The following is a 24,644-nucleotide window of genomic DNA, read 5'->3' as shown; positions in this document are numbered from 1 at the left end:
CTTGGGCCCATGCGCCTGTCCGTCATCGACCACCCGCTCGTCGCCCACAAACTGACCGCCCTGCGCGACCGGGGCACCGACTCCCCGACGTTCCGGCGCCTCGCCGACGAACTGGTCACGCTGCTGGCGTACGAGGCCACCCGTGACGTCGCGGTCGAACCGCACCCCATCACCACCCCGGTGGGGCCCACCACCGGGGTGCGGATCCGTTCCCCCAAACCCATCGTCGTCCCGATCCTGCGCGCGGGGCTCGGCATGCTCGACGGCATGGTCCGGCTGCTGCCGACCGCCGAGGTCGGCTTCCTCGGCATGCTGCGCGACGAGGAGACCCTCCAGGCCAAGACGTACGCGAACCGGCTGCCGGACGACCTCACGGGCCGGCACTGCTTCGTGCTCGACCCGATGCTGGCGACGGGGGGAACCCTCGTGTCCTCCATCACCTACCTGCTCGAGCGGGGGGCCCAGGACGTCACCGCGCTGTGCCTGCTGGCCGCCCCGGAGGGCCTGGAGGTCGTCCGCACGGCGTTCGACGAGCACGCCCAGGTCACCGTGGTGACGGCCGCCATCGACGAGCGGCTCGACGAGAACGGGTACATCGTCCCCGGCCTCGGTGACGCGGGTGACCGGTTGTACGGCGTCGTCTGAGGTCGACCGCGGTCCGGGGACGGACCGCCCGCCGAGCCCCGTGCCGCGACTCCTGCGGCGCGGGGCTTCGTGCTGAGCACGACTTCCGGCAGGATGGCCCCCGATCAGATCAATTCCGTTCACGGTCCGTGGTGACCAAGGGCGTTCGGAGAACGCCGGGAAGGAGGTCGGCCCGTGAAGTGGCGCCGAGTTCTGTGGTGGGTCGTGGTCGTCTTCGCCCTCTACGCGGTGTACCGGTCCCCGGACCAGGCCGCGAACTTCGTCCGCACCGTCGGTGAATGGCTGAGCACGGCCGTGAACAGCATCAAGGACTTCTTCGACGGGCTGCTGCGCTGAGCCGCAAGCCCCCTCCCGAGGACCCGGTCCCCGACGACGAGGGCCGGGACCTCGTCATGTTCTCCGGTACCCGGCTGCGGAAGTCGCGCAGCGACGGCACCTGGCGGGTCGTGGACCCCGAGCGCGACCAGGCGGCCCCCGGGCCCGACGACGAGTCCGACCCGCTCGAGAAGCTCGTGGTCGAGGAGGTCGAGGAGGTCGAGGAGGTCGACGAGGTCGTCGTGGACGACCCGCTGTGGGAACAGCCCCCGCCGCGGGTCGAGCGCTACGTCCTCGACACGGAGAAGCGGCTGGTGTGCCTGCGCCGGCACCTCGTCGTCCTCGCCGAACCCTTCCTGACCTGCATCGCCGGCCTCGTGCTCGTCAACTACCTGGCCGACCGGCTCGGCGACGTCCAGCAGCTGCCCAACGTGCTGTTCGGGGCCTGGCTCGTGCTGCTCGGGCGGGCCTGGTGGAAGTGGCAGCAGTGGCGCGGGGACTGGTTCATCGCCACCGACAAGCGGTTGCTGCTGACGTACGGCGTCGTGCGGCGCCAGGTGGCGATGATGCCGCTGACGAAGGTGACCGACATGAGCTACAACCGGTCCCTGCCCGGGCGGTTCCTGGGCTACGGGGAACTGGTCATGGAATCCGCCGGCCAGGACCAGGCGCTCAGCAACATCGACCGTCTGCCGATGCCGGACCAGGTCTACGTCCGCATCTGCGAGCAGTTGTTCGGGGAGGTCGGCGGGGCCGACACCTCGCGGCGGATGGGCGCTCGCGTGCGTCGGATGGCACGCCGGGCACTCCCTCAGCGCTTCCGCTGAGCTGACCCGGGGAACACGGCACCGGGGCGGGGCGAACGGGCCGGGACGTGCAACAGGGGGCGCGGTCCGTGCGGACCGCGCCCCCTGAGGCGTCCAGGGGACGTCAGCTCACTGAGCAGCCTTGAACGCGTCGATGATCGAGGAGGAGATCGGGCCGCGCGGGGCGACGGCGATCCCGTTGGCGGCGGCCCACTCGCGCACGGCGCGGGCGTCCACGGCGGAGGAGGAGGAAGAGGAGGCGGCGGCCTTCTTGGTCGTGGCCTTCTTCGCGGTGCTCTTCGCCGCGCTCTTCGCGGTGGTCTTCTTGGCCGGAGCGGCAGCAGCCGGGGCCGGAGCCTCGACGGGCGCGGGGGTTTCCTCGACCGGGGCGGGAGCCGGGGCCGGAGCGGCCTTCTTGGCGGCGGCCTTCTTGGCCGGAGCGGCCTTCTTGGCCGGGGCGGCCTTCTTGGCCGGAGCAGCGGCGGCGGCCGGAGCGGCGGCGGTGGTCGAGGCCAGCGCGGCGGGGAGGTCCTCCCACGACACGTTGGTGGCGGCCTTCGCGGTCGCCGGGTTCCACGAGACACCGTTCGCGTTCACCGTGAAGGTGCCGATCTTGCGACCGTTCCGCTTGACGGGGATCTCGAGGTCGACGGCACCGACGGGCAGTTCGGTGGCCACCTTCAGTGCAACGTCGTGACTTGCCATGCTGGGCTCCCGGGGAAGTGGCTGGACAATGCTGAAGCAATGAAACCACAGTTCCGTGAGAGTTCGCGCATCGAACCATGGATTCTCTGACGAGTTCACCTGTTCACGCTGTTCTCGCGCTATCACCGTCCGAGAACAGTGTGCGGAACCGGTGGGAACTGCCCGGGAACGCGGTTCTCCGGGCGCCCTCCCCGGAGGCGGTTCACGGCGGCGGTTCACGCTGGTTCACGGTGCGGTTGCGGGCTCCGGTGCGGGTCGCGGCGGCTTCGGGGCTCCAGCGTCCTCTCCGCTCCCGGGGCGCGGGACGCGTTCCCGGTGAACTCCACCGCGCGGGTCCGCGAGGGGTTCGCGCAGGAGTTCACGACGAACTCGCGGCGGGAGTTCGGGGCGGTGCCGAGCGCGGGTTCCGCCGGCATTCTCCGCGGCCCGGTCCGGTGGTGCGTTCTCGCCGTCCGGCATTCCGGGGCGGCCTCCCGTCGGCTTCCGGGTGGGCCTCCCGTCGGCTTCCGGGTGGGCCTGCTGTCTGCTTCCGGATCGGCTCCCCGACCGGGCCCCCTGGTGGGCGTCCGCGCCGGGCGCCCGAGGTCCCGCTCCGGCGGCGGGGTCCGGTGGCGGGGTCCGGGAGGGGGTGCCCCGCGCCACGGGTGGCCGGCTCGCCCGGGGCGTCGTCCGGGCCGCCCGGCCGTCGGCGGGGGCGGGGGCGGAACGAGAAGAGGCCCCCGGCGAACCGGGGGCCTCTCGTCGTGCGGTGTGCGCCCGAAGGGATTCGAACCCCTAACCTTCTGATCCGTAGTCAGATGCTCTATCCGTTGAGCTACGGGCGCGTCCGGCGCACCGCGGTGCGCCGTTGACGACTACTGTAGCGGGCTTCGGCCGTCGTCACCAATCGATTGCGGCGCAACGCCTCTGCCCTGCCCGGGGAACGACAGAGGGCCCCGGTCGCGGTGTGCGACCGGGGCCCTCGTCCGGCGGAGGCGGCGGGATTTGAACCCGCGAGGGGGTGTTAACCCCCAACCCGCTTAGCAGGCGGGCGCACTAGGCCACTATGCGACGCCTCCAACGCACTGCAGGTTAGCAGCCCGCCGCGTGCGAGCATCACTCACGATGAGTGACAACGCCGACGAGCCGTCGAACCCGTCCTCCACCCCGGGGCCGCCCGACCCGTCCCGGTCCCCTGACCAGCGCGGACGTCTGCGCCGCCGGGCCCTGGTGGCCAGCTCGGCGGTCGTGGCGGCCGGTCTGGGCGGCAGCGCCTGGTGGTGGCTCTCCCGCCCGGACCCCGCCGACGGTGCGGACGCCGCCGCACGGGCCCTGGCCGCGGCCTGGTCCGCCGGGACGCCGGGCGACGTCGCCTTCGTCGCCGCCACCGGGGCCCTGCCCGCCGACCTGCCCGGCGAGTACGCCCGGCTGACCGCGGGCCTGTCGGCCGTGACGCCGACCGTGCGCGTCGTGTCCGTGGACACCGCGGCCGCCGACCGCGGACGGGCGAGCGCCGTGCTGGAGGTCGCGTTCGACCTCGGCGCCCACCTCGGCGCCCCGGACGGCGCCCTGTTCCGGTACACCACGACGGCCGGTCTGCGGCGGCAGCAGGACGGGTCCTGGCGCCCGGTGTGGGAACCCGCGCTCGTGCACCCCGCGCTGGCGTCCGGGGCCACCTTCGCCCTGGAGCGCGACGCGCCCCCGCGCGCCGACGTGCTGGGGCGGGACGGATCCCCCGTCGTGACCGCGACCCCCGTCGTCCGGGTGGGTGTCCAGCCCTCGCGCACCACCGACCCCGTCGCGACGGCGAACTCCCTCGGCGCGCTCCTAGGGCTGGACCCGGCTGCGCTGGCAACCCGGATCCAGCAGGCCTCACCCGACGCCTTCGTCGAAGTCATCACGTTGCGGCGCAGCGACTACGACGCCCAGCGCAGTCAGCTGCAGCCCGTCCCCGGTGCGGTCTTCGCCGAATCCACCCTGCCGCTGGCGCCGACCCGGGGTTTCGCCCGCGCCCTGCTCGGGAGCGTGGGACAGGTCACCGCCGAGGTCGTGCAGGGCTCGGCGGGCCGGTACGCGGCGGGCGACCTGGCGGGGTTGTCGGGTCTGCAGAAGACCTTCGACGACCGGCTCGCGGGCCGGGTCGGGATCGTCGTGCGCGCCCAGGGCGGAACGGCCGCCACCTCCGCGGAACTGTTCCGCGTCGCGCCCGCACCCGGGCGGACCGTGACGACGACGCTCGACGCAGGTGTCCAGACGAGCGCCGACGACGCCCTCGCGGCCAGTCCGGCGCCGGCCGCCCTCGTCGCCGTCGACGTCGCGACGGGAGACGTCGTCGCGGTCTCCAACTTCCCCGTCGACGGCGGGGACCGCGCGCTCACGGGCCGGTTCCCTCCGGGGTCGACGTTCAAGGTCGTCACGACGCTGGCCCTGCTGGCGAACGGGCTGGACGTGGGGGAGGACGTGCCCTGCACCCCGACGTACACCGTCGACGGGAGGTCGTTCTCCAACTTCGAGGACGAGGCGTTCGGCGACGTGCCGTTCCGCACGGACTTCGCCCGGTCCTGCAACACCGCGTTCGCGAGCCTCAGCCCCCGGCTGGGCGACGACGACCTGCCCCGGGCGGCGGCGGAACTGGGCGTGGGGGCCGAGTGGGCCCCCGGCGTGGACGCGTTCGCCGGTGACGTCCCGCCCGCCGAGTCGAAGGTCGACCTGGCGGCGGCGAGCTTCGGGCAGGGGCGCACCCTCGTCTCGCCGCTGGCGATGGCCGTCGCCGCGGCGTCGGTCGCCGCGGGCGGGTTGCGCCGGCCCACGGTCGTCCTGGACCCCGCGCAGGCCGAACCGTCGGCCCCGGCGACGGCCGCCGACCCGGCCCTGCTGACGACGCTCGACGGGCTGATGCGCGACGTCGTCACCGCGGGGACGGCGACCGTGCTCGCCGCCGTCCCCGGTGGGCCCGTGCACGCCAAGACGGGGACCGCCGAGTACGGCACGGCCGTCCCCCCGGCCACGCACGCGTGGACGATCGGCTACCAGGACGGGCTGGCGTTCGCGGTGTTCGTCACCGACGGCGTGAGCGGGGGGACCGTCGCCGCACCGATCGCGGCGGACTTCCTGCGGCGCCTGGCCGCCGCCGGCGGGTACGCCGGAGGCCCCGACGCCCCCGGCTGAGCCGACCCGGGGTCTTCCCTGTGCAGGTCCCGTGCAGGAACCCTGCGACGCGGGCGCGCACGGGCACGAAATCTCCGCTCGATCCCTCGAAGGAATTGCCAACGCACCCCACCAGGGGTGAGGATGTTGCAGTACGCCCTGTGGGCTACATGCGGACCCGGCTCATCCCCCCCGAGCCGGACCGTGGACGGCCCCCGCTCCCCCCCAGCGGGGGCCGTCCTCCTTTCCCCTCCGGACGTCGTCCACACCCCCCGTCGGCCCGCGTCCCCGTGACGCCGCGGTGTCCACAGACGCCGGCCACGGCGTGTCGTCCACAGGTGCTCACCACGGCGCGACGCCGGCCCCCGCACCGCCCCCACGGTGGTCCTCCCCGACCCCGTGAGGAGCCGACCGTGCCCGTGCGCCACCAGGACCAGACCCGCCGCGCCCGACGTCCCGTGCCCGCCCCCGGCCGTGCCGACGCCCCCGGCGTCGTCGTGCTGCTCACCGGCGACGAGGAGCTCGCCACCGCCGTCACCCGGCTGGCCGCCGCCGCCGGGTGCGTCCTGCGGCGGACCGGCGCCACGGACGGGGACGAGGTCCGGCTCGTCCTCGCCGGCGTCGACGCGGACCCCGCCGACGCCGACGCCGCCCGCCGCGGCGGAGCCCAGTACGTCGTCGTGGGCCGGGCCCCCGTGCCCGCGCCCTGGTGGCAGCGGGCGTCCACCGCCCGCCCCGACCACGCCGTCGTCCTGCCCGAGGCGCAGGAGTGGCTGCTGGAGCGCCTCTCCGACGTCGCCGACGGGCCCGGGGGCCGCGGCCGGACCGTCGCCGTCGTGGGCGGCACGGGAGGGGCGGGGGCCAGCGTCCTGGCCGCCGGGCTCGCCCGGGCGCTCGCCGAGACCACCGGCGACTGCCTCCTGCTCGACGCCGACCCGCGCTCGGGCGGGCTGGACCTCCTCGTGGGGGCCGACGCCCTGCCGGGACTGCGCTGGGGCGACCTCGCCGGCGTCGAGGGACGGCTGGGACCCCGGGCGCTGCGCTCGGCCGTCGACCTCGGCGCGGGGCTCAGGCTCCTGGCGACCGACCGCCGCGCGGCGTCCGGACCCGACCCCGCCCAGCTGTGGACCGTCGTCGACGCCGCCCGCCGCACCTTCGCCGCGACCGTCCTCGACCTGCCCCGCGGCGTCCTCGACGGGCTCGGGCCCGTGCTCGGCGCCTGCGACGAGGTCCTCCTCGTCACCCCCGGCACCACCCGCGGGGCCGCGGCCGCCAGCGCCGTCCTCGACGACCTGCGCCGGACCACCGCGACCCCGGTGCGGCTCGTCGTGCGCGACGTCGGGGCCGGACCGGACCCCGAGGACGTCGCCGACGTCGCCGGAGCCCCGCTGGCCGGGGTCCTGCGCCCCGACCGCGACCTCGACACCCGCCTCGAACTCGGTGAGGGGGTCCCCGGTGGCCGCCGCAGCAGCCTGCGGGTGTTCGCGATGTCCTGCGCCCGCGACTGGACCCCGGCGTGAGGCTGGCCGAGGAGGAGTTCGCCGGCATCGTCGGCCGCGTCCGCGACCGGCTCGCGCTGGAGGCCCGCGTCCCCGACCCGCAGGCCGTGGCCGCGGCGGCCCGCGTCGAGGGGGTCGTGCTCGGCGCGGCCGACCTGCTGCGGCTGCTCGACGCCGTCGGGGCCGCCCTGGCCGGAGCCGGACGGCTGCAACCCCTGCTCGACGTCGCCGGGACGACCGACGTCCTCGTCAACGGCGGCGGGCAGGTCTGGGTCGACGACGGCCACGGGCTGCGTCGCCACGACCTCGTCCTGGACGGCGAGAGCGAGGTGCGGGCGCTCGCGGTCCGGCTCGCCGCCGGTGCCGGACGGCGCCTCGACGAGGCCAGCCCGTTCGTCGACGCCCGGCTGCCCGACGGGACCCGGCTGCACGCCGTGCTGCCCCCGCTGGCCCCCGACGGCACGCACCTGAGCCTGCGGGTGCCGGCCGTGCGGCGCCTCGGCCTCGAGGAGCTCGAGTCCTCAGGAGCGGTGCCCGCCGAGCTGGGCGAGGTGCTGCGCGCCGTCGTCGCCCGGCGGCTGTCCTTCCTCGTCAGCGGCGGCACGGGCAGCGGCAAGACGACGCTGCTGCAGGCCCTGCTGGGGCTGGTCCCGGCGGACGAGCGGATCGTCGTGGTGGAGGACTCGGGGGAGCTGCGGCCCGACCACCCCCACGTCGTGCGGCTGGAGGCGCGGCACGGCAACGTCGAGGGTCGCGGCACCGTGGGGCTCGACGACCTCGTGCGGCAGGCGCTGCGGATGCGGCCCGACCGGCTCGTCGTGGGCGAGTGCCGCGGAGCGGAGGTCCGCGACCTGCTCGCCGCCCTGAACACCGGGCACTCCGGCGGGGCGGGCACGCTGCACGCCAACGCGGCCGCCGACGTGCCCGTGCGGCTGCACGCCCTGGCCGCCACCGCGGGCGTGGGGCCGGCCGTCGTCGACGCGCAGGTGCTGGCCGGGGTCGACGTCGTCGTCCACGTCGACCGCGTCGACGGCCGGCGCGGGGTCGGCGAGGTGGGCGTGGTCACCGCCGACCGCGGCCGGGCGGTCGTCCTGCCCGCGCTCGTGCGGACCTCCTCCGGGGTCCGCGCCGGGCCCGGGCTGAACCGGCTCGTGGCCCGGACCGGGCCGTCGCGAGCGGGCCGGTGCGCCCCGTGAGCCCGGCGGAGGGGCTGCCGGTGGCCGCGCTGCTGCTGGCCGCGGCGCTGGTCCGGCCCGGTCCCGGGCTGCGCCGCGCCCGGTCCCGGTGGACCCGGCCGCGGCCCCGGGCGGGTCGGCGGGACACGCGGGACGACGGGACGGCCGGGGCGCGCACGGCCGAACGCGCCGCCGCCCTGCTGCGGGCGGGGGTGGCCCCCGCGAGCGCCTGGCAGCACGCCGGTGGCGGGGCGGACGCCCCGGCGGACGTCCGTGCCGTGTGGCGGCTCGTGACGGTGACGGGCGCGCCGGCCGCCGAGGCGCTCGACGCCTGCGCGGGCGGGGTGCGCGCCGACGCCGCGGCCCGGGCCGCCGTCCGCACGGCCCTGGCCGGGGCCCGGGTCAGCGCCCGCACGGTCTCCGCGCTGCCGCTGCTCGGGCTCGTCCTGGGCGCGGCGCTGGGAGCCCCGCCGTGGGTGGCGCTGCTCGGCTCGGCGCCGGGCCGGCTGTGCGCCGTGGCCGGGGGCGTGCTGCTGTGCGCGGGCCGGTGGTGGAGCGCTCGGCTGGTGGCCGCGGCCGAGCGGGCCGCGGGGTGAGCGCCGGGGTGGGCGCCGGGGTGGGGGTCGGGGTGCTGCTCGGGGCGGCCGTCCTGGTCGCGGGGGGCGTGCGGGCGCGGTCGGCTCGTCCGGCACGGCGCCGGGTGCGGCTGCGCCGTCGGGACCCGGGGGGACCGCCTGCACCCGACGTCGCGCTCGTGTGCGACCTCGTCGCGGCGGCCGTGGGCGCCGGGCTGCCGCCCGGGCGGGCCCTGGAAGCGGCCCTGGACGCCCTGGCCGCCGAGGGGTTCGCCGAGGACGCCGTGCTGCGCCGGGCCGCGGTGCGGTTGTCCTGGGGCGCGGACCCGGCCGAGTTCGCCGAGGTCCTGGCCGGGCACGGCACCTGGGACGACCTGGCCGAACCCCTCCTGCTGTCGGCGCGGACGGGGGCTCCCGCCGCGACCCTGCTGGCGTCGGCGGCGACGTCGCGCCGGGCCCGGCGCCGCTGGGAGGCCGAGGCCGCGGCCGGCCGGCTCGCCGCGCGGCTCGTGCTGCCCCTGGGGTTGTGCACGCTGCCCGCGTTCCTGCTGCTGGGTGTGGTCCCGGTGGTGCTGACGCTCGCGGGGCAGGTGCTGTCGTGACGCCCGTCGTGACGTCGCCGCATCCACAGGACCCCGCCGGCGGCGTGTCGTCCACAGGCGGGGCGCGACGTCGCCCGGTGACGGTCCAGGACGGTGAGAGTGCTTGCGGGCCGGGGGTTCCCGGGTCGTCGACGAGGAGGAGGAACGATGCAGGACGAGGTTCCCGGGCAGGTTCCCGGGCAGGTTCCCGGGCAGGTTCCCGGACGGGTTCGCGAAGGGGTTCCGCAGGAGCCGCCGGTCGTGCCGGAACCGGGTCCCGACGCCGGGATGGCGACCGCGGAGTACGCGATGGCCACCCTGGCCGCGTGCGGTTTCGCGGGACTGCTCATCGTCATCCTGCGCAGCGACGAGGTCCGGGAGATGCTCCTGGGGATCGTCCGCCAGGGCCTGTCGCTGGGGTGAGCCGGCGTCCGCGCGACGGGGGCTCGGTGACGGCGGAGTTCGCGCTGCTGCTGCCCACCGTCGTCGTCCTCCTCGCCCTGGGGACCGGGGCGGTGCGGGTCGTCGTGGCCCAGGTCCAGTGCGTCGACGCGGCCCGGGCCGGGGCCCGGGCCGCGGCCCGCGGGGAGGGTCCCGACGTCGTCCGGTGGGCGGCGCGTGCGGCCGGGCCCCGCGGCGCGGAGGTCTCCGTGCGGGTCGCGGGGTCCTCCGTGACCGTCGAGGTCAGTTCCCGCCAGCGCATCGCCGGACCGGTCGGGGGCACCGTGCTCGCCCGGGGGTCGGCCACGGCGGCGGCCGAGTCGTGACCGTCGTGACCGCCGTGCCCGGTGGCGGGGAGGAGGGCAGCGGCAGCGTGCTCGCCGTGGGGACCTGCGCCGCCCTGCTGTCGGCCCTGCTGCTCGTCCTCGCGCTGGCCTCGGCGGTCGTCGCCCGCCACCGGGCGGAGGCGGCCGCCGACCTCGCGGCCCTCGCGGCCGCGGACGTCGTCGTGGGCCGGGCGGCGGGGCGACCGTGCGCCCGGGCCGCGACGGTGGCGGCGGCGCAGGGGGCCGAGCTGAGCGCGTGCGCGGTCGCCGGCGACGGGACGGTCGCGGTGACCGCGCTCGTCCGCCCGGCCGGGGTGGCCGGGCGGTTCGGGGCCGCGCGGGCGTCGGCGCGCGCCGGTCAGGCCACCTCGGGGGAGGCGGGGTGAGCCGGTCGCGGGTCGGTCGTCCGGTCGGTGGAGCGGTCGGTGGTCCGGTCGGGGGTCTCGACGGCGGTCACGAGCACGTCGAGCAGCCCCAGCGCCCCGGCCTTGTCGAGGGGTTCGTTCCCGTTGCCGCACTTGGGCGACTGCACGCATGCGGGGCAGCCGTCCTCGCACGCGCAGGCCCGCACCGCGTCGCGGGTGGCGCGCAGCCAGTCGGCGACCCGCTCGTGGCCGCGGTCGGCGAAACCGGCCCCGCCGGGGACGGCGTCGTGGACGAACACCGTGGGCAGCCCGGTGTCGGGGTGCAGGGCCGTCGACAGCCCGCCGAGGTCCCAGCGGTCGCACGTCGCGAGCAGGGGCAGCAACCCGATGGCGGCGTGCTCGGCGGCGTGCAGCGCGCCGGGCAGTCGCGTCACGTCGCCCAGCACCGCCTCGGCGGCGTCCTCGTCGAGGGTCCACCACACCGCGCGGGTCCGCAGCCGGCGCTCGGGCAGGTCGAGGGGCTGCTCGCCGAGCACGGTCCCGCTGCCGACCTTGCGGCGCAGGAAGCCCGTCACCCGGCTCGTCACCTCCACGACCCCGGCGGCGACCTGGACCGGGCCCGCCCGCCGGCTGGAGTCGACGGCCAGGACCCGCACCTCGGAGGCCGAGCGCGCGTGGGTCGTGTACCCCGGGTCGGGTTCGAGGTGCACGACGGCGACGAGTTCGTCCAGGTCGAGCCGGTCGACGAGGTAGGTGCGGCCCTGGTGGACGTGCACCGCGCCCTCGTGGACGGCGGAGTCGGCCGAACTCGCCTCCACCGTCCCCAGGATCCGGGCCGTGACGTCCTCGACGATCCGGACGCTGCCGCCCGCCCCGCGCAGGTCGGTGAGGTCGACGGCCCGGTCCCGGCGCGTCCAGTACCAACCGTTCGCCCTGCGGCGCAGCATGTCCCGCCGGACGAGGAGGTCCACGACGTCGCCGGCGACGGGACCGAACAGGTCGAGGTCGGCCTCGGTCAGCGGCAGTTCCTGGGCCGCCGCGGCCAGGTGCGGGGCCAGGACGTAGGCGTTGTCGGGGTCCAGGACGGTGGCCTCGACCCCGGCGCCGAACAACGCCTCGGGGTGGTGGACCAGGTAGGTGTCCAGCGGGTCGTCGCGGGAGACGAGCACGCCGAGGGCGGGGTTCCCGCGCCGGCCCGCGCGGCCGATCTGCTGCCAGAACGAGGCGCGGGTCCCCGGCCAGCCGGCCACCAGGACGGCGTCGAGCCCGGCGACGTCGACGCCGAGCTCGAGGGCGTTCGTCGTCGCCATGCCGACGACGCGGCCCGTGCGCAGCCCCTCCTCCAGGACGCGCCGGTCCTCGGGCAGGTACCCGCCGCGGTAGGCCACGACCCGGCCCGCGAGGTCGGGGTCGACGTCGGCCAGCCGGCGGCGCGCGCCCGCGGCGACCGACTCGGCGCCCGTGCGGCTGCGGACGAACGCGAGTGTGCGCACCCCCTCCAGCACGAGGTCGCCGAGCAGGTCGGACGCCTCGGCCGTGGCCGTGCGGCGTTCGCCCTTCGCGCCCCGCTCGCCACCGGCGGGGCGCAGCGGCGGTTCCCACAGGGCCACGGACACGGCGGGGCGGGCGGAGGCGTCCTCGGTGACGGCGTGCACGTCCAGACCCGTCAGCCGGCGGGCCGTCGTGGCCGGTTCGGCGACGGTGGCCGAGGCGAGGACGAAGACGGGGTCGGCGCCGTAGCGGGCGGCGAGGCGGCGCAACCGGCGCAGGACGGCGGCGGCGTGCGAGCCGAACACGCCCCGGTAGGTGTGCAGCTCGTCGACCACGACGAACCGCAGGCGGCGCAGGAAGCTCGCCCAGTGCTCGTGGCCGGGCAGGACCGAGCGGTGCAGCATGTCGACGTTCGTCAGGACCAGCGCCGCGTGCTCGCGGATCCACCGGCGCACCTCCGGCGGGGTGTCCCCGTCGTAGGTGCTGGTGACCGGTGCGTCGAGCTTCAACGCTCGCAGCCGCGCGTCCTGGTCGGCCGCCAGCGCCTTGGTGGGGGACAGGTAGAGGGCGGTGGCGCCCTTGCCGTTGGGCGAGGTGCGGGCGGTCTCGCGCAGGGCGGTGAGGACCGGCAGCTGGAAGCCCAGGGACTTGCCCGAGGCCGTCCCGGCGGACAGGACGGTGGAGCGGCCGGCGCGCACGGACTCGGCGGCCCGCACCTGGTGGCGCCAGGGCAGACCACCCGTGCCGCGCTGCAGGGCCTCGACGACGGCGGGGTCGGCCCAGGCGGGCCAGGGCAGCCGCACGCCGGAGCGCGCGGGCAGCAGCTCGACGTGGCGCACGCGGTCGCCGCGGGTCCCGGCGTCGAGGAGGCGCTGCCAGCGGGGCGCGTCCCCGTCGCGGCTCACCTCGTGCTCGTGCGGACTCACGCCGGACAGTGTCGCCCCTGGGGTCGGTGGTGGCGCCGGTCGCCGACGCTGGACAGGCCGCTCACGCAGCGCAATGGTTGAATGCCAGGGAGGGCACCGCGCGTGACCCTCGTGAGAACAGCACACGCACGGGGTGGACAAGCCACCGCACGCACCTGCGCGCGACCGCGAGCAGCAGACCAGCAGCGAGGAGGGGTCCCAGTGGACCTGTCGGTGACCAGCCGCGAGGAGAGCGGCCGGACCGTCGTCGAGGTGTCCGGCGAGATCGACGTCTACACCGCGCCCACCCTGCGCGAGCGGCTCAACGAACTCGTCGGGGCCGGCCACCACCACCTGGTCGTCGACATGGAGGGCGTCGAGTTCCTCGACTCCACCGGTCTCGGCGTCCTGGTCGGCGGCCTCAAGCGCGTCCGGTCGCACGACGGCTCGTTGCACCTGGTGTGCCAGCGGGAGAAGATCCTGAAGGTCTTCCGCATCACGGGCCTGACGAAGGTCTTCCCGATCCACGACACCGTGGCCGACGCCATCGCGGCCTCGGCGACGTCCGACGAGGCCAACGCCACGTCCTGAGCTCCACCCCTGATCGGAACGAGGTACCCCCGACCGTGCCCACCGTCACCCTGCGGTTCTCGCCGATGGCCGAGCACGTGCGCACCGCGCGGCTCGTCGCCGTCTCGGTGGCCCGGCGGGCCGGTTTCGGGGAGGACCAGCTCGACGAGATCCGCATCGCGATCGGTGAGGCGTGCGCCCGCGCCGTCGCCGGCGGTGCCCTGCAGACGGCGGCGGGACCGGCGGTCGGGCTCGTCGACATGAGGTTGTGCGACGACCGGGACGGCCTCGACGTGACCGTCGTGCAGTGCGACGTGCACGGCGAGCCCCTGGTCGCCGGGCCCGGCCCGTTGGCCACGGAGGACCCGCTGTCGCTCGCGCTGATGGCGGGCATGGCCGATTCCAGCGGTCAGGCCGGTACGTCGGGTGGGCTCCGGCTCAGCTGGAAACTCTCCTCGGGTGACGCCGTGGGGGCCCGGGCCTTCTGACCCGGACCGGCGACCACCACCTCCGGTGGACGGGTGATCGCGGCGTGTAGCAGTCCCGAGGGCACTGCCCTACGCTGCTGGACGAGGTCATCACCGTCGAGGAGGACGTGTGCCCGTGCCCGAGAGCCTGTCGAGTTCCGCCCAGGGGATCGCTGTCGCCGTCGCGATCATCTCCGTCCTGGCCCTGGCCGCCGCCTACGTCTTCCGACGACAGGTCCTCGCCGCGGGCGAGGGGACCGAACGCATGCAGGCCATCGCGGGCGCCGTCCAGAGCGGCGCCTCGGCCTACCTGCGCCGGCAGTTCCGGACCCTGGCCTGGTTCGCCGTCGCCGTCCTGATCCTGCTGCTGGCGCTGCCCGCGGACGGCTGGGACCTGCGCGCGGCGCGCAGCGTCGCCTTCGTCGTCGGGGCCGGATTCTCCTCCGCCATCGGCTACCTGGGGATGTCGCTGGCCGTGCGCGCGAACGTGCGCGTCGCCGCGGCCGCGCGCAACGCCTCCGGCGGGCGCGAGGAGGGCATGCGGATCGCGTTCCGCACCGGCGGCGTCGTCGGCATGACCACCGTGGGCCTCGGTCTGCTCGGGGCCTCCGTCGCGGTCCTCGCCTTCGGCCCCGACGCCCCCACGGTCCTGGAGGGTTTCGGTTTCGGCGCGGCGCTGCTGGCCATGTTCATGCGCGTGGGCGGCGGCATCTTCACCAAGGCCGCCGACGTCGGGGCCGACCTCGTCGGCAAGATCGAGCAGGGCATCCCCGAGGACGACCCGCGCAACCCCGCCACGATCGCCGACAACGTGGGCGACAACGTGGGCGACTGCGCCGGGATGGCGGCCGACCTGTTCGAGTCCTACGCCGTGACGATCGTCGCGGCCGTCATCCTCGGCAGCGCCGCCATCGGGGAGGACGGCCTGGTCCTGCCGTTGCTGGTCCCCGCGATCGGGGCGATCACCGCGGCCCTGGGGGTCGTGCTGGTCCGGGCCCGGCCCGGGGTCAGCGGCCTGACCTCGATCCAGAACGGCTTCTACCTCTCGGCCGTCGTCGCCCTCGTCGGCACCGCGATCGCCTGCTTCGCGTTCCTGCCCAGCCGCTTCTCCGAGCTGCAGGGGGCCTCGACCACGATCGCCTCGCTCAACGGCGACCCGCGGCTGATCGCCTTCGCCGCGGTGTTCCTCGGGATCCTGCTGGCCGTGCTCATCCTCTTCCTCACCGGCCACTACACGGGCACCGAGGGGAAACCCACGAGGGACGTCGCGGGGTCCTCGGTGACCGGGGCCGCGACGGTCGTCCTGTCCGGGATCGGCCTCGGGCTGGAGTCGGCCGTCTACACGACCCTGGTCATCGCCGGTGCCGTGTTCTTCGCGTTCGTGCTCGCCGGCGGCGTCCTCGCGCTGGCCATGTTCCTCGTCGCCCTCGCCGGGTGCGGGTTGCTGACCACGGTCGGCGTCATCGTCGCGATGGACACCTTCGGGCCCGTCAGCGACAACGCGCAGGGCATCGCCGAGATGAGCGGCGACGTCGACGGCGAGGGGGCCGCGGTCCTCACCGAGCTGGACGCGGTCGGGAACACCACCAAGGCCGTGACCAAGGGCATCGCCATCGCGACGGCCGTGCTGGCGGCGACGGCGTTGTTCGGTTCCTACCAGGACGCCGTGACGAACCGGATCTCGGAGGTCGCGGTCGCCATCGCTCAGCCCTCGGCGTACGTGACGAGCACGCTGGCCGACTTCCGGATCTCCACCCCCACGACCCTGGTCGGGGTGCTGCTGGGTGCGGCCGTCGTGTTCCTCTTCGCCGGCCTGGCGATCAACGCGGTCGGCCGCTCGGCCGGCGCCGTCGTCCTGGAGGTCCGCAAGCAGTTCGCCGACCACCCCGGGATCATGGACGGCACCGAGCAGCCCGACCACGGGCGCGTCGTCGACCTGTGCACCCGGGACGCGCTGCGCGAACTGGCCACCCCCGGCCTGCTCGCCGCGTTCTCGCCCATCGCCGTCGGGTTCGGCCTCGGGGTCGCGCCGCTGGCCGGGTTCCTCGGCGGGGCGATCGGGGCCGGGGTGCTCATGGCCGTGTTCCTGGCCAACGCCGGCGGCGCGTGGGACAACGCCAAGAAGCTCGTCGAGGACGGCCTGCACGGGGGCAAGGGGTCGGACGCGCACGCCGCGACCGTCATCGGCGACACCGTCGGGGACCCGTTCAAGGACACCGCCGGGCCGGCCATCAACCCGCTCATCAAGGTGATGAACCTCGTGGCGCTGCTGGTGGCCCCCGCGGTCGTGACCCTGACCGTCGGGGCGGACGCCAACGCCTGGTTGCGCTACGGCATCGCCCTCGTGGCGGTCGTCGTGATCGTCGCGGCCGTCGTGTCCAGCAAGGTGCGCCGCGTCGACATGGCCGCCCCCACCGGCCCGGCGGACCCGGCCACGAACGTGGACCTGCGCACCGACCAGGGAGCCGGGCGACTGCCCTGAACTGGCAGACTCGCCCCGCGTGAGCGATCCCAGAGAACTCCTCGCCGGTCTGCGCGAGGACCTGCGCGCGGCGAACTACACGGTCGACGGGGTCGGTGAGCTCGTCGGCGACGTCGCCTCGGCGGCCCTGGACCGCGAACAGCCGTTGCCCGCGCTGCGGGCGACGGCCGGTTCGCGCGAACCCGCCGCCGTGCTGCTGCGGTGCGCGACGCTCGGGCAGGCCGTCACCCGCGCCGAGCTCGACGCGGCGCTGCCCCGCACGGGGACGGCGGGTGCGGCGGCCCTCGGGCTGGTCGCGGCCGCCGGGTCGGCCCCCGGGGACGAGGTGCGGCCCCTGGTGGACCTGCGGCCGTACTCCGTGGACGACGCCCTGTCCGACGGTGGGGGGGTCGCGCACTGGTGGCTCGTCAGCGACCTCGGCGAGCTCGCCACCGGCCACGAGCTGTCCGCCGACCACGTCCTCGGCGTCGGCGGCGCCTCGCTGACCCTGGCCTCGGCGACCGTGCGCACGCCCGTGGACCGGGTCCTCGACGTCGGCACCGGCTGCGGGATCCAGGCGCTGCACGCCTCGCGGCACGCCCGCCGCGTCACCGCGACGGACACCTCCGAGCGGGCCCTGGACCTCGCGGCCGTCAACGCCGCGCTCAACGAGGTGGCCCTCGACCTGCGGCACGGCTCGCTGCTCGAGCCGGTCGAGGAGGGGGAGCGGTTCGGGCTGGTCGTGTCCAACCCGCCGTTCGTCATCACCCCGCGCACCGACGCCGTCCCCACCTACGAGTACCGCGACGGCGGGATGCCGGGCGACTCCCTCGTCGCGCGGCTCGTCGGGTCGGTCGGGTCGGTCCTGGAACCCGGCGGCGTCGCGCAGCTGCTGGGCAACTGGGAGCTGCACGACGGGCAGAGCTGGTCGCAGCGGGTGGAGTCCTGGCTGGAGGGCACCGGGCTGGACGCGTGGGTCGTCCAGCGCGAGGTCGCCGACCCCGCGCTGTACGCCGAGACGTGGATCCGCGACGGCGGGCAGCGCCCGGGGCCGCGCTTCGACGAGCTGTACACCGCCTGGCTCGACGACTTCGCCGCGCGCGGGGTCACCGGCGTCGGCTTCGGCGTCGTCACCCTGCGCCGGCCGGCGCGCGACGGTGCGCCGCTGCGGCGGTTCGAGGAGAACCTCGCCGCCCTGTCCGACCCGCTCGGGGAGGTCTTCGCCGCGGGGCTGGCCGCCCACGACCGGCTCGCGGCGGTGGACGACCCGGGCGAGCTGACGCTGCGGGTCGCCCCCGACGTCACCGACGAGCGCTTCCACACCCCCGGCGACCCCGACCCGCGCATTGTGCTGCTGCGCCAGGGCGGCGGCCTGCGCCGCGTCGCCCAGGTCGACGGCGACCTCGCCGGGCTCGTCGGGGCCTGCGACGGGGAGCTGACGGTGGGGCAGATCACCGCCGGGCTCGCGGTGCTGGGCGAGGAGGCCGTCGGCGACGTCCGGGCGCGGCTGTACCCGCGGGTGCGCTCGCTGGTGGAGGACGGGTTCCTGCTGCTGCCCTGAGGTGTCCCTGGCGGACCGTTGACGCATCGGTGCGAAAGGTTCGTACCGATGCGTCAACGGTCCGGACCCGGCGCCCCGACCCCCGCCGGTTGCGTCCCGGGCGGCGCGGCGTGGCACATTGTTCGCGCACGATCAGCACGGTCGCCGGTGCACACGGTGGCGGGGCGGCGTGCGAGAGTGCTCGACAGGGCGTGACGACCGGGGGGTCGGGAAGCGGCGCCCGGGGCAGCGATCCGAAGGTGAGAGGCAGGACCAGTGGCGGGCAAGTCCCAGGCAACCGAGTCGTCCGGAGACGGACTGCGCCGGCTGGTGATCGTCGAGTCGCCGAACAAGGTCAAGAACATCTCCAACTACCTCGGTCCCGGGTACGTGGTGGAGGCCTCCGTCGGCCACATCCGCGACCTGCCGCAGCCCTCGCAGCTGCCCGAGGACATGAAGAAGGGCCCCTTCGCCAAGTTCGCGGTCGACGTCGACCACGGCTTCGAGCCCTACTACGTCGTCGACAACGACAAGAAGAAGAAGGTCTCCGAGCTCAAGCGCGCCCTCAAGGACGCCGACGAGCTCATCCTCGCCACCGACCGCGACCGCGAGGGCGAGGCCATCGCCTGGCACCTCGTGCAGGCCCTCGAACCCCGCATCCCTTACCGCCGCATGGTCTTCGGCGAGATCACCCGCGAGGCCATCCAGCAGGCCGTGCAGGAGCTGCGCGACATCGACGACCGGCTCGTCGACGCCCAGGAGACCCGCCGCATCCTGGACCGCCTCTACGGCTACGAGCTGTCGCCGGTGCTATGGCGCAAGGTCCGCGCGGGCCTGTCCGCCGGCCGCGTGCAGTCGGTGGCGACCCGGCTGTGCGTCGAGCGCGAGCGCGAGCGGATGGCGTTCGTCGCCGCCGGCTACGCCGACATCACCGGGACCTTCCAGCCCGAGGGCGACAGCGCGTTCGCCGCGAAGCTGTCGCAGGTCGAGGGCAGGCGCGTGGCCTCGGGCCGCGACTTCAACGACGACGGCACGCTGAAGACGCAGAACGTCGCCCACCTCGACGTCGCGGCCGCGCAGGCCATCGTCGCGGGGCTGCAGGACGCCGACTTCGCCGTCCGCGGGGTCGAGGAGAAGCCGTACACGCGGCGCCCGGCGGCGCCGTTCATCACCTCCACGCTGCAGCAGGAGGCCTCCCGCAAGCTGCGGCTGAACGCCCGGCAGACCATGCGGACCGCGCAGGGCCTGTACGAGCGCGGCTACATCACCTACATGCGCACCGACTCGATCCAGCTGTCGGCGCAGGCGCTGGCCGCGGCCCGGTCGCAGGCCCGTGAGCTGTACGGGCCCGAGTACGTGCCGGACGCCCCGCGCAACTACACGTCGAAGGCGAAGAACGCGCAGGAGGGCCACGAGGCGATCCGCCCGGCGGGGGAGAACTTCCGCACCCCGGCGCAGGTCTCCGGCGAGCTGCGCGGCGACGAGTTCCGCCTCTACGACCTCATCTGGAAGCGGACCGTCGCCTCCCAGATGCACGACGCCCGCGGGACCACCGCCACCGTCCGGCTGGGGGCGACGACGGCCGACGGCCGTGACGTCGAGTTCTCGGCCTCGGGCACGATCATCACGTTCCGCGGGTTCCTCGCCGCCTACGAGGAGGGCCGCGACGCGACCCGCGACGACGAGGGCTCCGGCGACGAGGACCGCCGCCTGCCGCAGGTGGTGGCGGGCGACGCGCTCACGGCCCGCGACCTGGCCGCCGACGGGCACGAGACGACGCCGCCGGCGCGCTACACCGAGGCCAGCCTCATCAAGACGCTGGAGGAGAAGGGGATCGGGCGCCCCTCGACGTTCCAGTCGATCATCTCGACCATCGTCGACCGCGGGTACGTCTGGTACAAGGGCTCGGCCCTGGTGCCGAGCTGGCTGGCGTTCGCCGTGACGCGGCTGCTGGAGGAGCACTTCCCCAAGCTCGTCGACTACGACTTCACCGCCGAGATGGAGAACGACCTCGACGCGATCAGCCGCGGGGAGGCCGAACGCGTCGACTGGCTGACGAAGTTCTACTTCGGCGCCGACGGGCCGACCACCAGCGCCGTCGCCGGCGGCCCGGACGCCCCCGCGGGGGACGGTTCGGCCGAGCTCGACGGCATCAAGGGCCTGGCCGACGACCTCGGGGCGATCGACGCCCGCGAGATCTCGACCGTCCCGATCGGGGAGGGCATCGTCCTGCGCGTGGGGCGCTACGGCCCCTACCTGGAGGGCCCGGACCGCGAGACCGGCGAGCTGCTCAAGGCGAGCGTGCCCGAGGACATCGCCCCCGACGAGATGACCGTCGACAAGGCGTACGAGCTGCTCACGACGCAGTCCGAGGGCGACAACGTCCTCGGCCAGGACCCGGAGACGGGCCGCACGGTCGTGGCGCGCGTCGGGCGCTACGGCCCGTACGTCACCGAGCTCGTCGAGGACGAGCCCGCGCCCGAGCCGGTCGCGGAGGGGGCGCCGAAGAAGCGCGCCGCCAAGAAGGCCGCCAAGGCCAAGCCCCGCACGGGCTCGCTGTTCAAGGACATGTCGGTCGACACCGTCACCCTGGAGCAGGCCCTGCAGCTGCTGTCGCTGCCGCGCGTGGTCGGTGCCGACCCCGAGTCCGGTGACGAGATCACCGCGCAGAACGGCCGCTACGGCCCGTACCTGAAGAAGGGCACGGACTCGCGTTCCCTGGAGTCCGAGGACCAGATCTTCTCCATCACGCTGCCCGAGGCGCTGGCGATCTACGCCCAGCCCAAGACGCGGCGCGGGGCGGTGGCCAAGCCCCCGCTCAAGGAGCTCGGCCCCGACCCCGAGTCCGGCCAGCCCGTCGTGATCAAGGACGGCCGGTTCGGGCCGTACGCGACCGACGGCACCACCAACGCCACGCTGCGCAAGGACGACGACCCCGAGACGGTGACGCTGGAACGCGCCGCCGAGCTGCTCGCCGAGAAGCGCGCGAAGGGGCCGGTCAAGAAGACCGCGAAGAAGGCCGCCGCGAAGAAGACGACGGCCAAGAAGACGACGGCGAAGCGGGCCCCGGCCAAGAAGACGGCCGCCGCCGAGGCCTGAGCCCCGACGAAGCACACCCGGTGAGGTTCGACGCACGCTGCGTCGAACCTCGCTGGGCTTCCGGGTGACGTGACCGCGATCGGCCCCGGCCGTCGGGTGGGTCCGGCCAGGGTCGCTCCTCGTGACCCAGATGACCCGCCGCCCGCAGCCGCGCCCCGTCGGCCGGTTGACGAGCCTGCAGGCCGTGCGCGCCGTCGCCGCCTCGCTGATCGTCCTCGTCCACCTCGGCGGCCCGACGGCCTTCGAGCACAAGGTGTTCGGCACCTCCCTCCTGCAGCCCGTCTGGTGGCCGGCGCAGTCCGGGGTCGACCTCTTCTTCGTCCTCAGCGGCTTCGTCATGGCCGTCACCGCCGGCGGTGCGCTCTTCGCCGGCGCCCCGCGGCCCTCGGTGGCCCGCTTCGCGTGGCGCCGCGCCAGCCGCGTCTACCCGCTGTACTGGGCCGTCTCCCTCGTCCTGCTGGCCGTCGTCCTGGCCGCCCCCGGCCTCGTGCACGGCAACGGCGAACCCACCAGCCTGCTCGCGAGCTTCGCGCTGCTGCCGCAGCGGGGTGAGGCGCTGCTGCTCGTGGGCTGGACCCTGGTCCACGAGATGGGCTTCTACCTCGTCTTCGCGCTGTCCCTTCTGGCCGGGCGCGCCGGGCGGTGGGCGGCCCGGGCCGTGCTCGCCGGCTGGCTGGCGGCCGTCCTCGTCGGCGGGTTCCTCGTCCCGGCCGGCGCTTCCCCGTGGCTGCAGGTCGCCGCGAACCCGATCAACCTCGAGTTCGGGCTCGGCGTCCTGGCGGGGTGGTTCCTCGTCAGCGGCCGGGCGGGCGGGCGCGGAGCGGTGCTGCTGGGCGGCGGGCTCGCCGTGCTCGTCGTGAGCTGGGTCGACCTGGCGCTGCGCGGGCCCCTGACCGCCACGGGCCTGACCTCGGCGCTCGCGCTGGGGACGGGGGCCGCCCTCGCCGTCAGCGGCCTGGCCGTCCTGGAGCAGGAGGGGCGGCTGCGGGTCCCCGCGCTGCTGGGCCGCCTCGGGGACGCCTCCTACTCCCTGTACCTCGTGCACGTGCCGCTCGTCACCGTCGCCGCGATCGTGCTGGGCCGGGTCCTGCCGCGACCCGGCGGCGCGGCCGGGACGGCGCTGCAGGTCGTCGTCGTGGTCGCCGTCTTCCTCGCGTGCCAGGTCGCGGGCCTGCTGGCGCACGCCGTGGTGGAGCGCCCGTTGCTGTCCGTGACGCGGTGGGCGGAACGGCGCGCGGCGCCCCGCCCGGTCGTCCCGGCACCCCGCCCCCAGGCCGCCCCCGAGCGTGCGGCGCTGTCCGACGAGGCCTCTACCCTGACGTCGTGACCCGCCCCGCAGCCGCCTCCGCCACCTCGCCGGGGTCGGCTGCACCCGACCACGACGTCAGGGCGCTGCTGCGCGACTACCCCGACTTCCGGCGCATGTGGCTCTCGCTCATGCTCTCCAGCTTCGGCGACTGGCTCGGGATGCTCGCCAAGCTGGGGACGGCGGCGAGCCTGACGGTCGGGGACGCGACGCAGACGAGCGTCGCCGTCTCGACCGTCTTCATCCTGCAGCTGGCGCCCGCGGCCCTGCTGGGGCCGCTCGCCGGCGCCCTGGCCGACCGGCTCGACCGGCGGCTGACGATGGTCGTCGGGGACGTGCTGCGGTTCGCGCTGTTCGCCTCCATCCCCCTGGTCGGGAACCTCACCTGGCTGTTCGCGGCGACGCTGCTCATCGAGCTCGTCACCCTCTTCTGGGGGCCGGCCAAGGACGCGACCGTCCCGAACCTCGTGCCGCGCAACCGGCTGGAGGTCGCCAACCAGATCAGCCTGGTCGCCACCTACGGGTCGGCGCCCGTCGCCGGGCTCGCCTTCATCCTCCTGACCCTGCTGACCGGGATCCTCGACAACGTCCTGCCCTTCCTCGCCGGCGGGCAGTCCTCCCTGGCGATGTACGTCAACGCCCTGACGTTCCTGGTCGCCGCGGCCGTCATCTGGCGCCTGGACATCCCCCCGCGCGAGGTGCGCCCGCGCGAGGGCGGGCTCGCGCCCACCCTGGGCCGCGACATCGTCGAGGGCTGGCGGTTCGTCGGGACCTCCCCGCTGCTGCGCGGGCTCGTCCTCGGCATGCTCACGGCCTTCGCCGCGGGCGGGGTCGTCCTCGGGCTCGGGCGCGCCTTCGTCACCAGCCTGGGGGCGGGGGACCCCGGCTACGGCGTCGTCGTGATGGCCGTGTTCGCCGGCGTCGCCCTCGGGGTCTGGCAGGGGCCGCGCTGGCTGGCCGGCTTCAGCCGCCGCCGCACCTTCGGGCTCGCGCTGTCGCTGGCCGGGGTGTCCCTCGTGCTCGTCGCGCTCGTGGACCAGATCGTCGTGTCGGCCCTGTGCGTGGTGGCCCTCGGGCTGTTCACCGGGCTCGCGTACGTCTCGGCGTACACGCTGCTCGGTCTGGAGGTCGACGACGACGTCCGCGGCCGGACGTTCTCGTTCGTCGGGTCCAGCACCCGCGTCGTCATCATCCTCGTCATGCTCGTCGCCCCCTGGGTGGCGAACGCCCTGGGTGAGCGCACCTTCGCGCCCAGCGCCCACTGGTCGGTGACCTACGCCGGGTCGGCGCTGGCGATGGTCCTGGCCGGGGTCGTCACCACCGTCGCCGGCGTCGTGGCCTTCCGGCAGATGGACGACCGGCGCGGGACGAGCCTGCGCGCCGACCTGGCCCAGGCCTGGAGGCGCCGGGGCGAGGTCGCCGAGGAACCCGCCGTGCGCGGGACCGGCGGGTTCTTCGTGGCCCTGGAGGGCGGGGACGGGTCCGGCAAGACCACCCAGGCCACCCTGCTGGCGGCCTGGCTGGAGGGCCTGGGCCACGAGGCCGTCGTGACCCGCGAGCCCGGCGGCACCACCACCGGCCGTCAGCTGCGGGCCGTGCTGCTGGAGCACCGCGACGGCGCGGCGCTCAGCCCGCGCGCCGAGGCCCTGCTGTTCGCCGCCGACCGGGCCCAGCACGTCGCCGAGGTCGTCCGCCCCGGCCTGCAGCGGGGCGCCGTCGTCCTCACCGACCGGTACGTCGACTCCTCCCTGGCCTACCAGGGCGCCGGCCGCGACCTGCCGGCCGGTGAGGTCGAGCGGTTGTCCCGGTGGGCCACCGAGGGGCTGCTGCCGGACCTGACGGTCGTCCTCGACGTCGACCCCGTCACCGCGGCCCGGCGCCGGTCCGGCCGCGCGGCCGACGACCGGGTGGAGGCGGAGTCGCAGGCCTTCCACGCCCGCGTCCGCGAGCAGTTCCTCCTGCTGGCCGCCCGCGCGCCGCAGCGCTACCTCGTCCTGGACGCCACGACCACCGCCGAGGTGGTGCAGGCCAAGCTGCGCGAGCACCTCGCGCCCCTGCTCCCCGCGCCCGTCAAGACGGAGGCCACGACCCGGTGAGCGTGACGTGGACGACCCGGGCGGGCCGACCGAGCGAGCAGGAGGCAGCGTGAGCGAGGAGGGCCGCGTCGGGGGCTGGGGCGCCGGGACGCTGCGACGCAGTCGTGTGCGGGTCGGTGCGCAGCCGCCGACCCGGGCGGGCCGACCGAG

General features: G+C 75.5%; 20 protein-coding genes and 2 tRNA genes. 18 read left to right on the top strand and 4 right to left on the bottom strand.

Annotation, left to right across the window (positions count from 1 at the left end; genetic code table 11):
* Positions 1–9 precede the first annotated feature (9 nt).
* From upp to CLV37_RS10625, 3 genes are all read left to right on the top strand, one after another.
* Positions 10–645 carry a uracil phosphoribosyltransferase gene (upp, locus tag CLV37_RS10630; RefSeq protein ID WP_106209989.1) on the top strand — a complete coding sequence of 212 codons (636 nt, stop codon included), beginning with the start codon at positions 10–12 and terminating at the stop codon, positions 643–645.
* 174 nt (positions 646–819) lie between these two features.
* The gene (locus tag CLV37_RS27540; protein WP_170127177.1) at positions 820–981 is read left to right on the top strand and encodes a hypothetical protein; all 162 of its coding nucleotides are present in this window, start codon (positions 820–822) and stop codon (positions 979–981) included.
* Entirely contained in the window at positions 924–1,787 is an 864-nt protein-coding gene (locus tag CLV37_RS10625) for a PH domain-containing protein (RefSeq protein WP_211298546.1), read from the top strand. The genes CLV37_RS27540 and CLV37_RS10625 overlap by 58 nt, the downstream gene beginning before the upstream one ends.
* A 108-nt stretch (positions 1,788–1,895) precedes the next feature.
* Here CLV37_RS10625 and CLV37_RS28075 read toward each other — a convergent pair whose 3' ends face one another.
* The 3 genes from CLV37_RS28075 to CLV37_RS10610 form a co-directional block, all read right to left on the bottom strand.
* Positions 1,896–2,444 (bottom strand): Lsr2 family DNA-binding protein, encoded by a 549-nt coding sequence (locus tag CLV37_RS28075; protein ID WP_211298545.1) that lies wholly within the window; start codon positions 2,442–2,444, stop codon positions 1,896–1,898.
* A 778-nt stretch (positions 2,445–3,222) separates the two neighbouring features.
* Positions 3,223–3,295, bottom strand: a tRNA-Arg gene (locus CLV37_RS10615).
* Positions 3,296–3,440: 145 nt separating this feature from the next.
* A tRNA-Ser gene (locus tag CLV37_RS10610) sits at positions 3,441–3,529 on the bottom strand.
* A 46-nt stretch (positions 3,530–3,575) separates the two neighbouring features.
* Between CLV37_RS10610 and CLV37_RS10605 the strand changes: the two genes are divergently transcribed.
* From CLV37_RS10605 to CLV37_RS27525, 8 genes are all read left to right on the top strand, one after another.
* Positions 3,576–5,618 (top strand): penicillin-binding transpeptidase domain-containing protein, encoded by a 2,043-nt coding sequence (locus tag CLV37_RS10605; RefSeq protein ID WP_106209985.1) that lies wholly within the window; start codon positions 3,576–3,578, stop codon positions 5,616–5,618.
* 392 nt (positions 5,619–6,010) lie between these two features.
* On the top strand, positions 6,011–7,117 hold the full coding sequence (gene ssd / locus CLV37_RS10600; RefSeq protein WP_170127176.1) for a septum site-determining protein Ssd: 1,107 nt from the start codon (positions 6,011–6,013) through the stop codon (positions 7,115–7,117).
* Positions 7,114–8,292: a TadA family conjugal transfer-associated ATPase gene (locus CLV37_RS10595; protein WP_211298544.1), complete on the top strand. Its 1,179-nt coding sequence runs from the start codon at positions 7,114–7,116 to the stop codon at positions 8,290–8,292. Before ssd ends, CLV37_RS10595 begins: the two co-directional genes overlap by 4 nt.
* Entirely contained in the window at positions 8,289–8,867 is a 579-nt protein-coding gene (locus tag CLV37_RS27535; protein WP_170127175.1) for a hypothetical protein, read from the top strand. The genes CLV37_RS10595 and CLV37_RS27535 overlap by 4 nt, the downstream gene beginning before the upstream one ends.
* Complete coding sequence (locus CLV37_RS27530; protein ID WP_170127174.1) at positions 8,864–9,448, top strand: type II secretion system F family protein; 585 nt, start codon at positions 8,864–8,866, stop codon at positions 9,446–9,448. The genes CLV37_RS27535 and CLV37_RS27530 overlap by 4 nt, the downstream gene beginning before the upstream one ends.
* Positions 9,449–9,688: 240 nt before the next feature.
* Positions 9,689–9,850, top strand: coding sequence for a DUF4244 domain-containing protein (locus tag CLV37_RS10585; protein WP_211298543.1), 162 nt, complete (start codon positions 9,689–9,691; stop codon positions 9,848–9,850).
* Positions 9,847–10,194, top strand: coding sequence for a TadE family type IV pilus minor pilin (locus CLV37_RS10580; RefSeq protein ID WP_170127173.1), 348 nt, complete (start codon positions 9,847–9,849; stop codon positions 10,192–10,194). Before CLV37_RS10585 ends, CLV37_RS10580 begins: the two co-directional genes overlap by 4 nt.
* On the top strand, positions 10,191–10,580 hold the full coding sequence (locus CLV37_RS27525) for an Rv3654c family TadE-like protein (protein ID WP_211298542.1): 390 nt from the start codon (positions 10,191–10,193) through the stop codon (positions 10,578–10,580). Before CLV37_RS10580 ends, CLV37_RS27525 begins: the two co-directional genes overlap by 4 nt.
* Here the strand turns inward: CLV37_RS27525 and CLV37_RS10570 are convergent.
* Positions 10,553–12,976 (bottom strand): DEAD/DEAH box helicase, encoded by a 2,424-nt coding sequence (locus CLV37_RS10570; RefSeq protein WP_245885347.1) that lies wholly within the window; start codon positions 12,974–12,976, stop codon positions 10,553–10,555. The genes CLV37_RS27525 and CLV37_RS10570 overlap by 28 nt on opposite strands.
* A gap of 201 nt (positions 12,977–13,177) precedes the next feature.
* On the opposite strand from CLV37_RS10570, the gene CLV37_RS10565 reads away from it, so the two are divergent.
* From CLV37_RS10565 to tmk, 7 genes are all read left to right on the top strand, one after another.
* Positions 13,178–13,546, top strand: coding sequence for an STAS domain-containing protein (locus CLV37_RS10565; protein ID WP_106209972.1), 369 nt, complete (start codon positions 13,178–13,180; stop codon positions 13,544–13,546).
* Positions 13,547–13,581: 35 nt separating this feature from the next.
* Entirely contained in the window at positions 13,582–14,013 is a 432-nt protein-coding gene (locus CLV37_RS10560; protein ID WP_106209970.1) for an ATP-binding protein, read from the top strand.
* Between the two features lie 109 nt (positions 14,014–14,122).
* Positions 14,123–16,474, top strand: coding sequence for a sodium-translocating pyrophosphatase (locus CLV37_RS10555; RefSeq protein WP_106209968.1), 2,352 nt, complete (start codon positions 14,123–14,125; stop codon positions 16,472–16,474).
* 19 nt (positions 16,475–16,493) lie between these two features.
* Positions 16,494–18,014 (top strand): DUF7059 domain-containing protein, encoded by a 1,521-nt coding sequence (locus CLV37_RS10550; protein ID WP_170127172.1) that lies wholly within the window; start codon positions 16,494–16,496, stop codon positions 18,012–18,014.
* 309 nt (positions 18,015–18,323) lie between these two features.
* Positions 18,324–21,092, top strand: a complete 2,769-nt coding sequence (gene topA, locus CLV37_RS10545) for a type I DNA topoisomerase (protein WP_245885346.1) — start codon at positions 18,324–18,326, stop codon at positions 21,090–21,092.
* A gap of 130 nt (positions 21,093–21,222) precedes the next feature.
* Positions 21,223–22,419 (top strand): acyltransferase family protein, encoded by a 1,197-nt coding sequence (locus CLV37_RS10540; protein WP_245885354.1) that lies wholly within the window; start codon positions 21,223–21,225, stop codon positions 22,417–22,419.
* Positions 22,416–24,494 (top strand): dTMP kinase, encoded by a 2,079-nt coding sequence (gene tmk / locus CLV37_RS10535; protein ID WP_245885345.1) that lies wholly within the window; start codon positions 22,416–22,418, stop codon positions 24,492–24,494. Before CLV37_RS10540 ends, tmk begins: the two co-directional genes overlap by 4 nt.
* Positions 24,495–24,644: the final 150 nt, after the last annotated feature.

The organism is Kineococcus rhizosphaerae (assembly GCF_003002055.1).
In the GTDB taxonomy this organism is placed as follows: domain Bacteria; phylum Actinomycetota; class Actinomycetes; order Actinomycetales; family Kineococcaceae; genus Kineococcus; species Kineococcus rhizosphaerae.
This window is presented reverse-complemented; position numbering and strand designations above follow the sequence as displayed.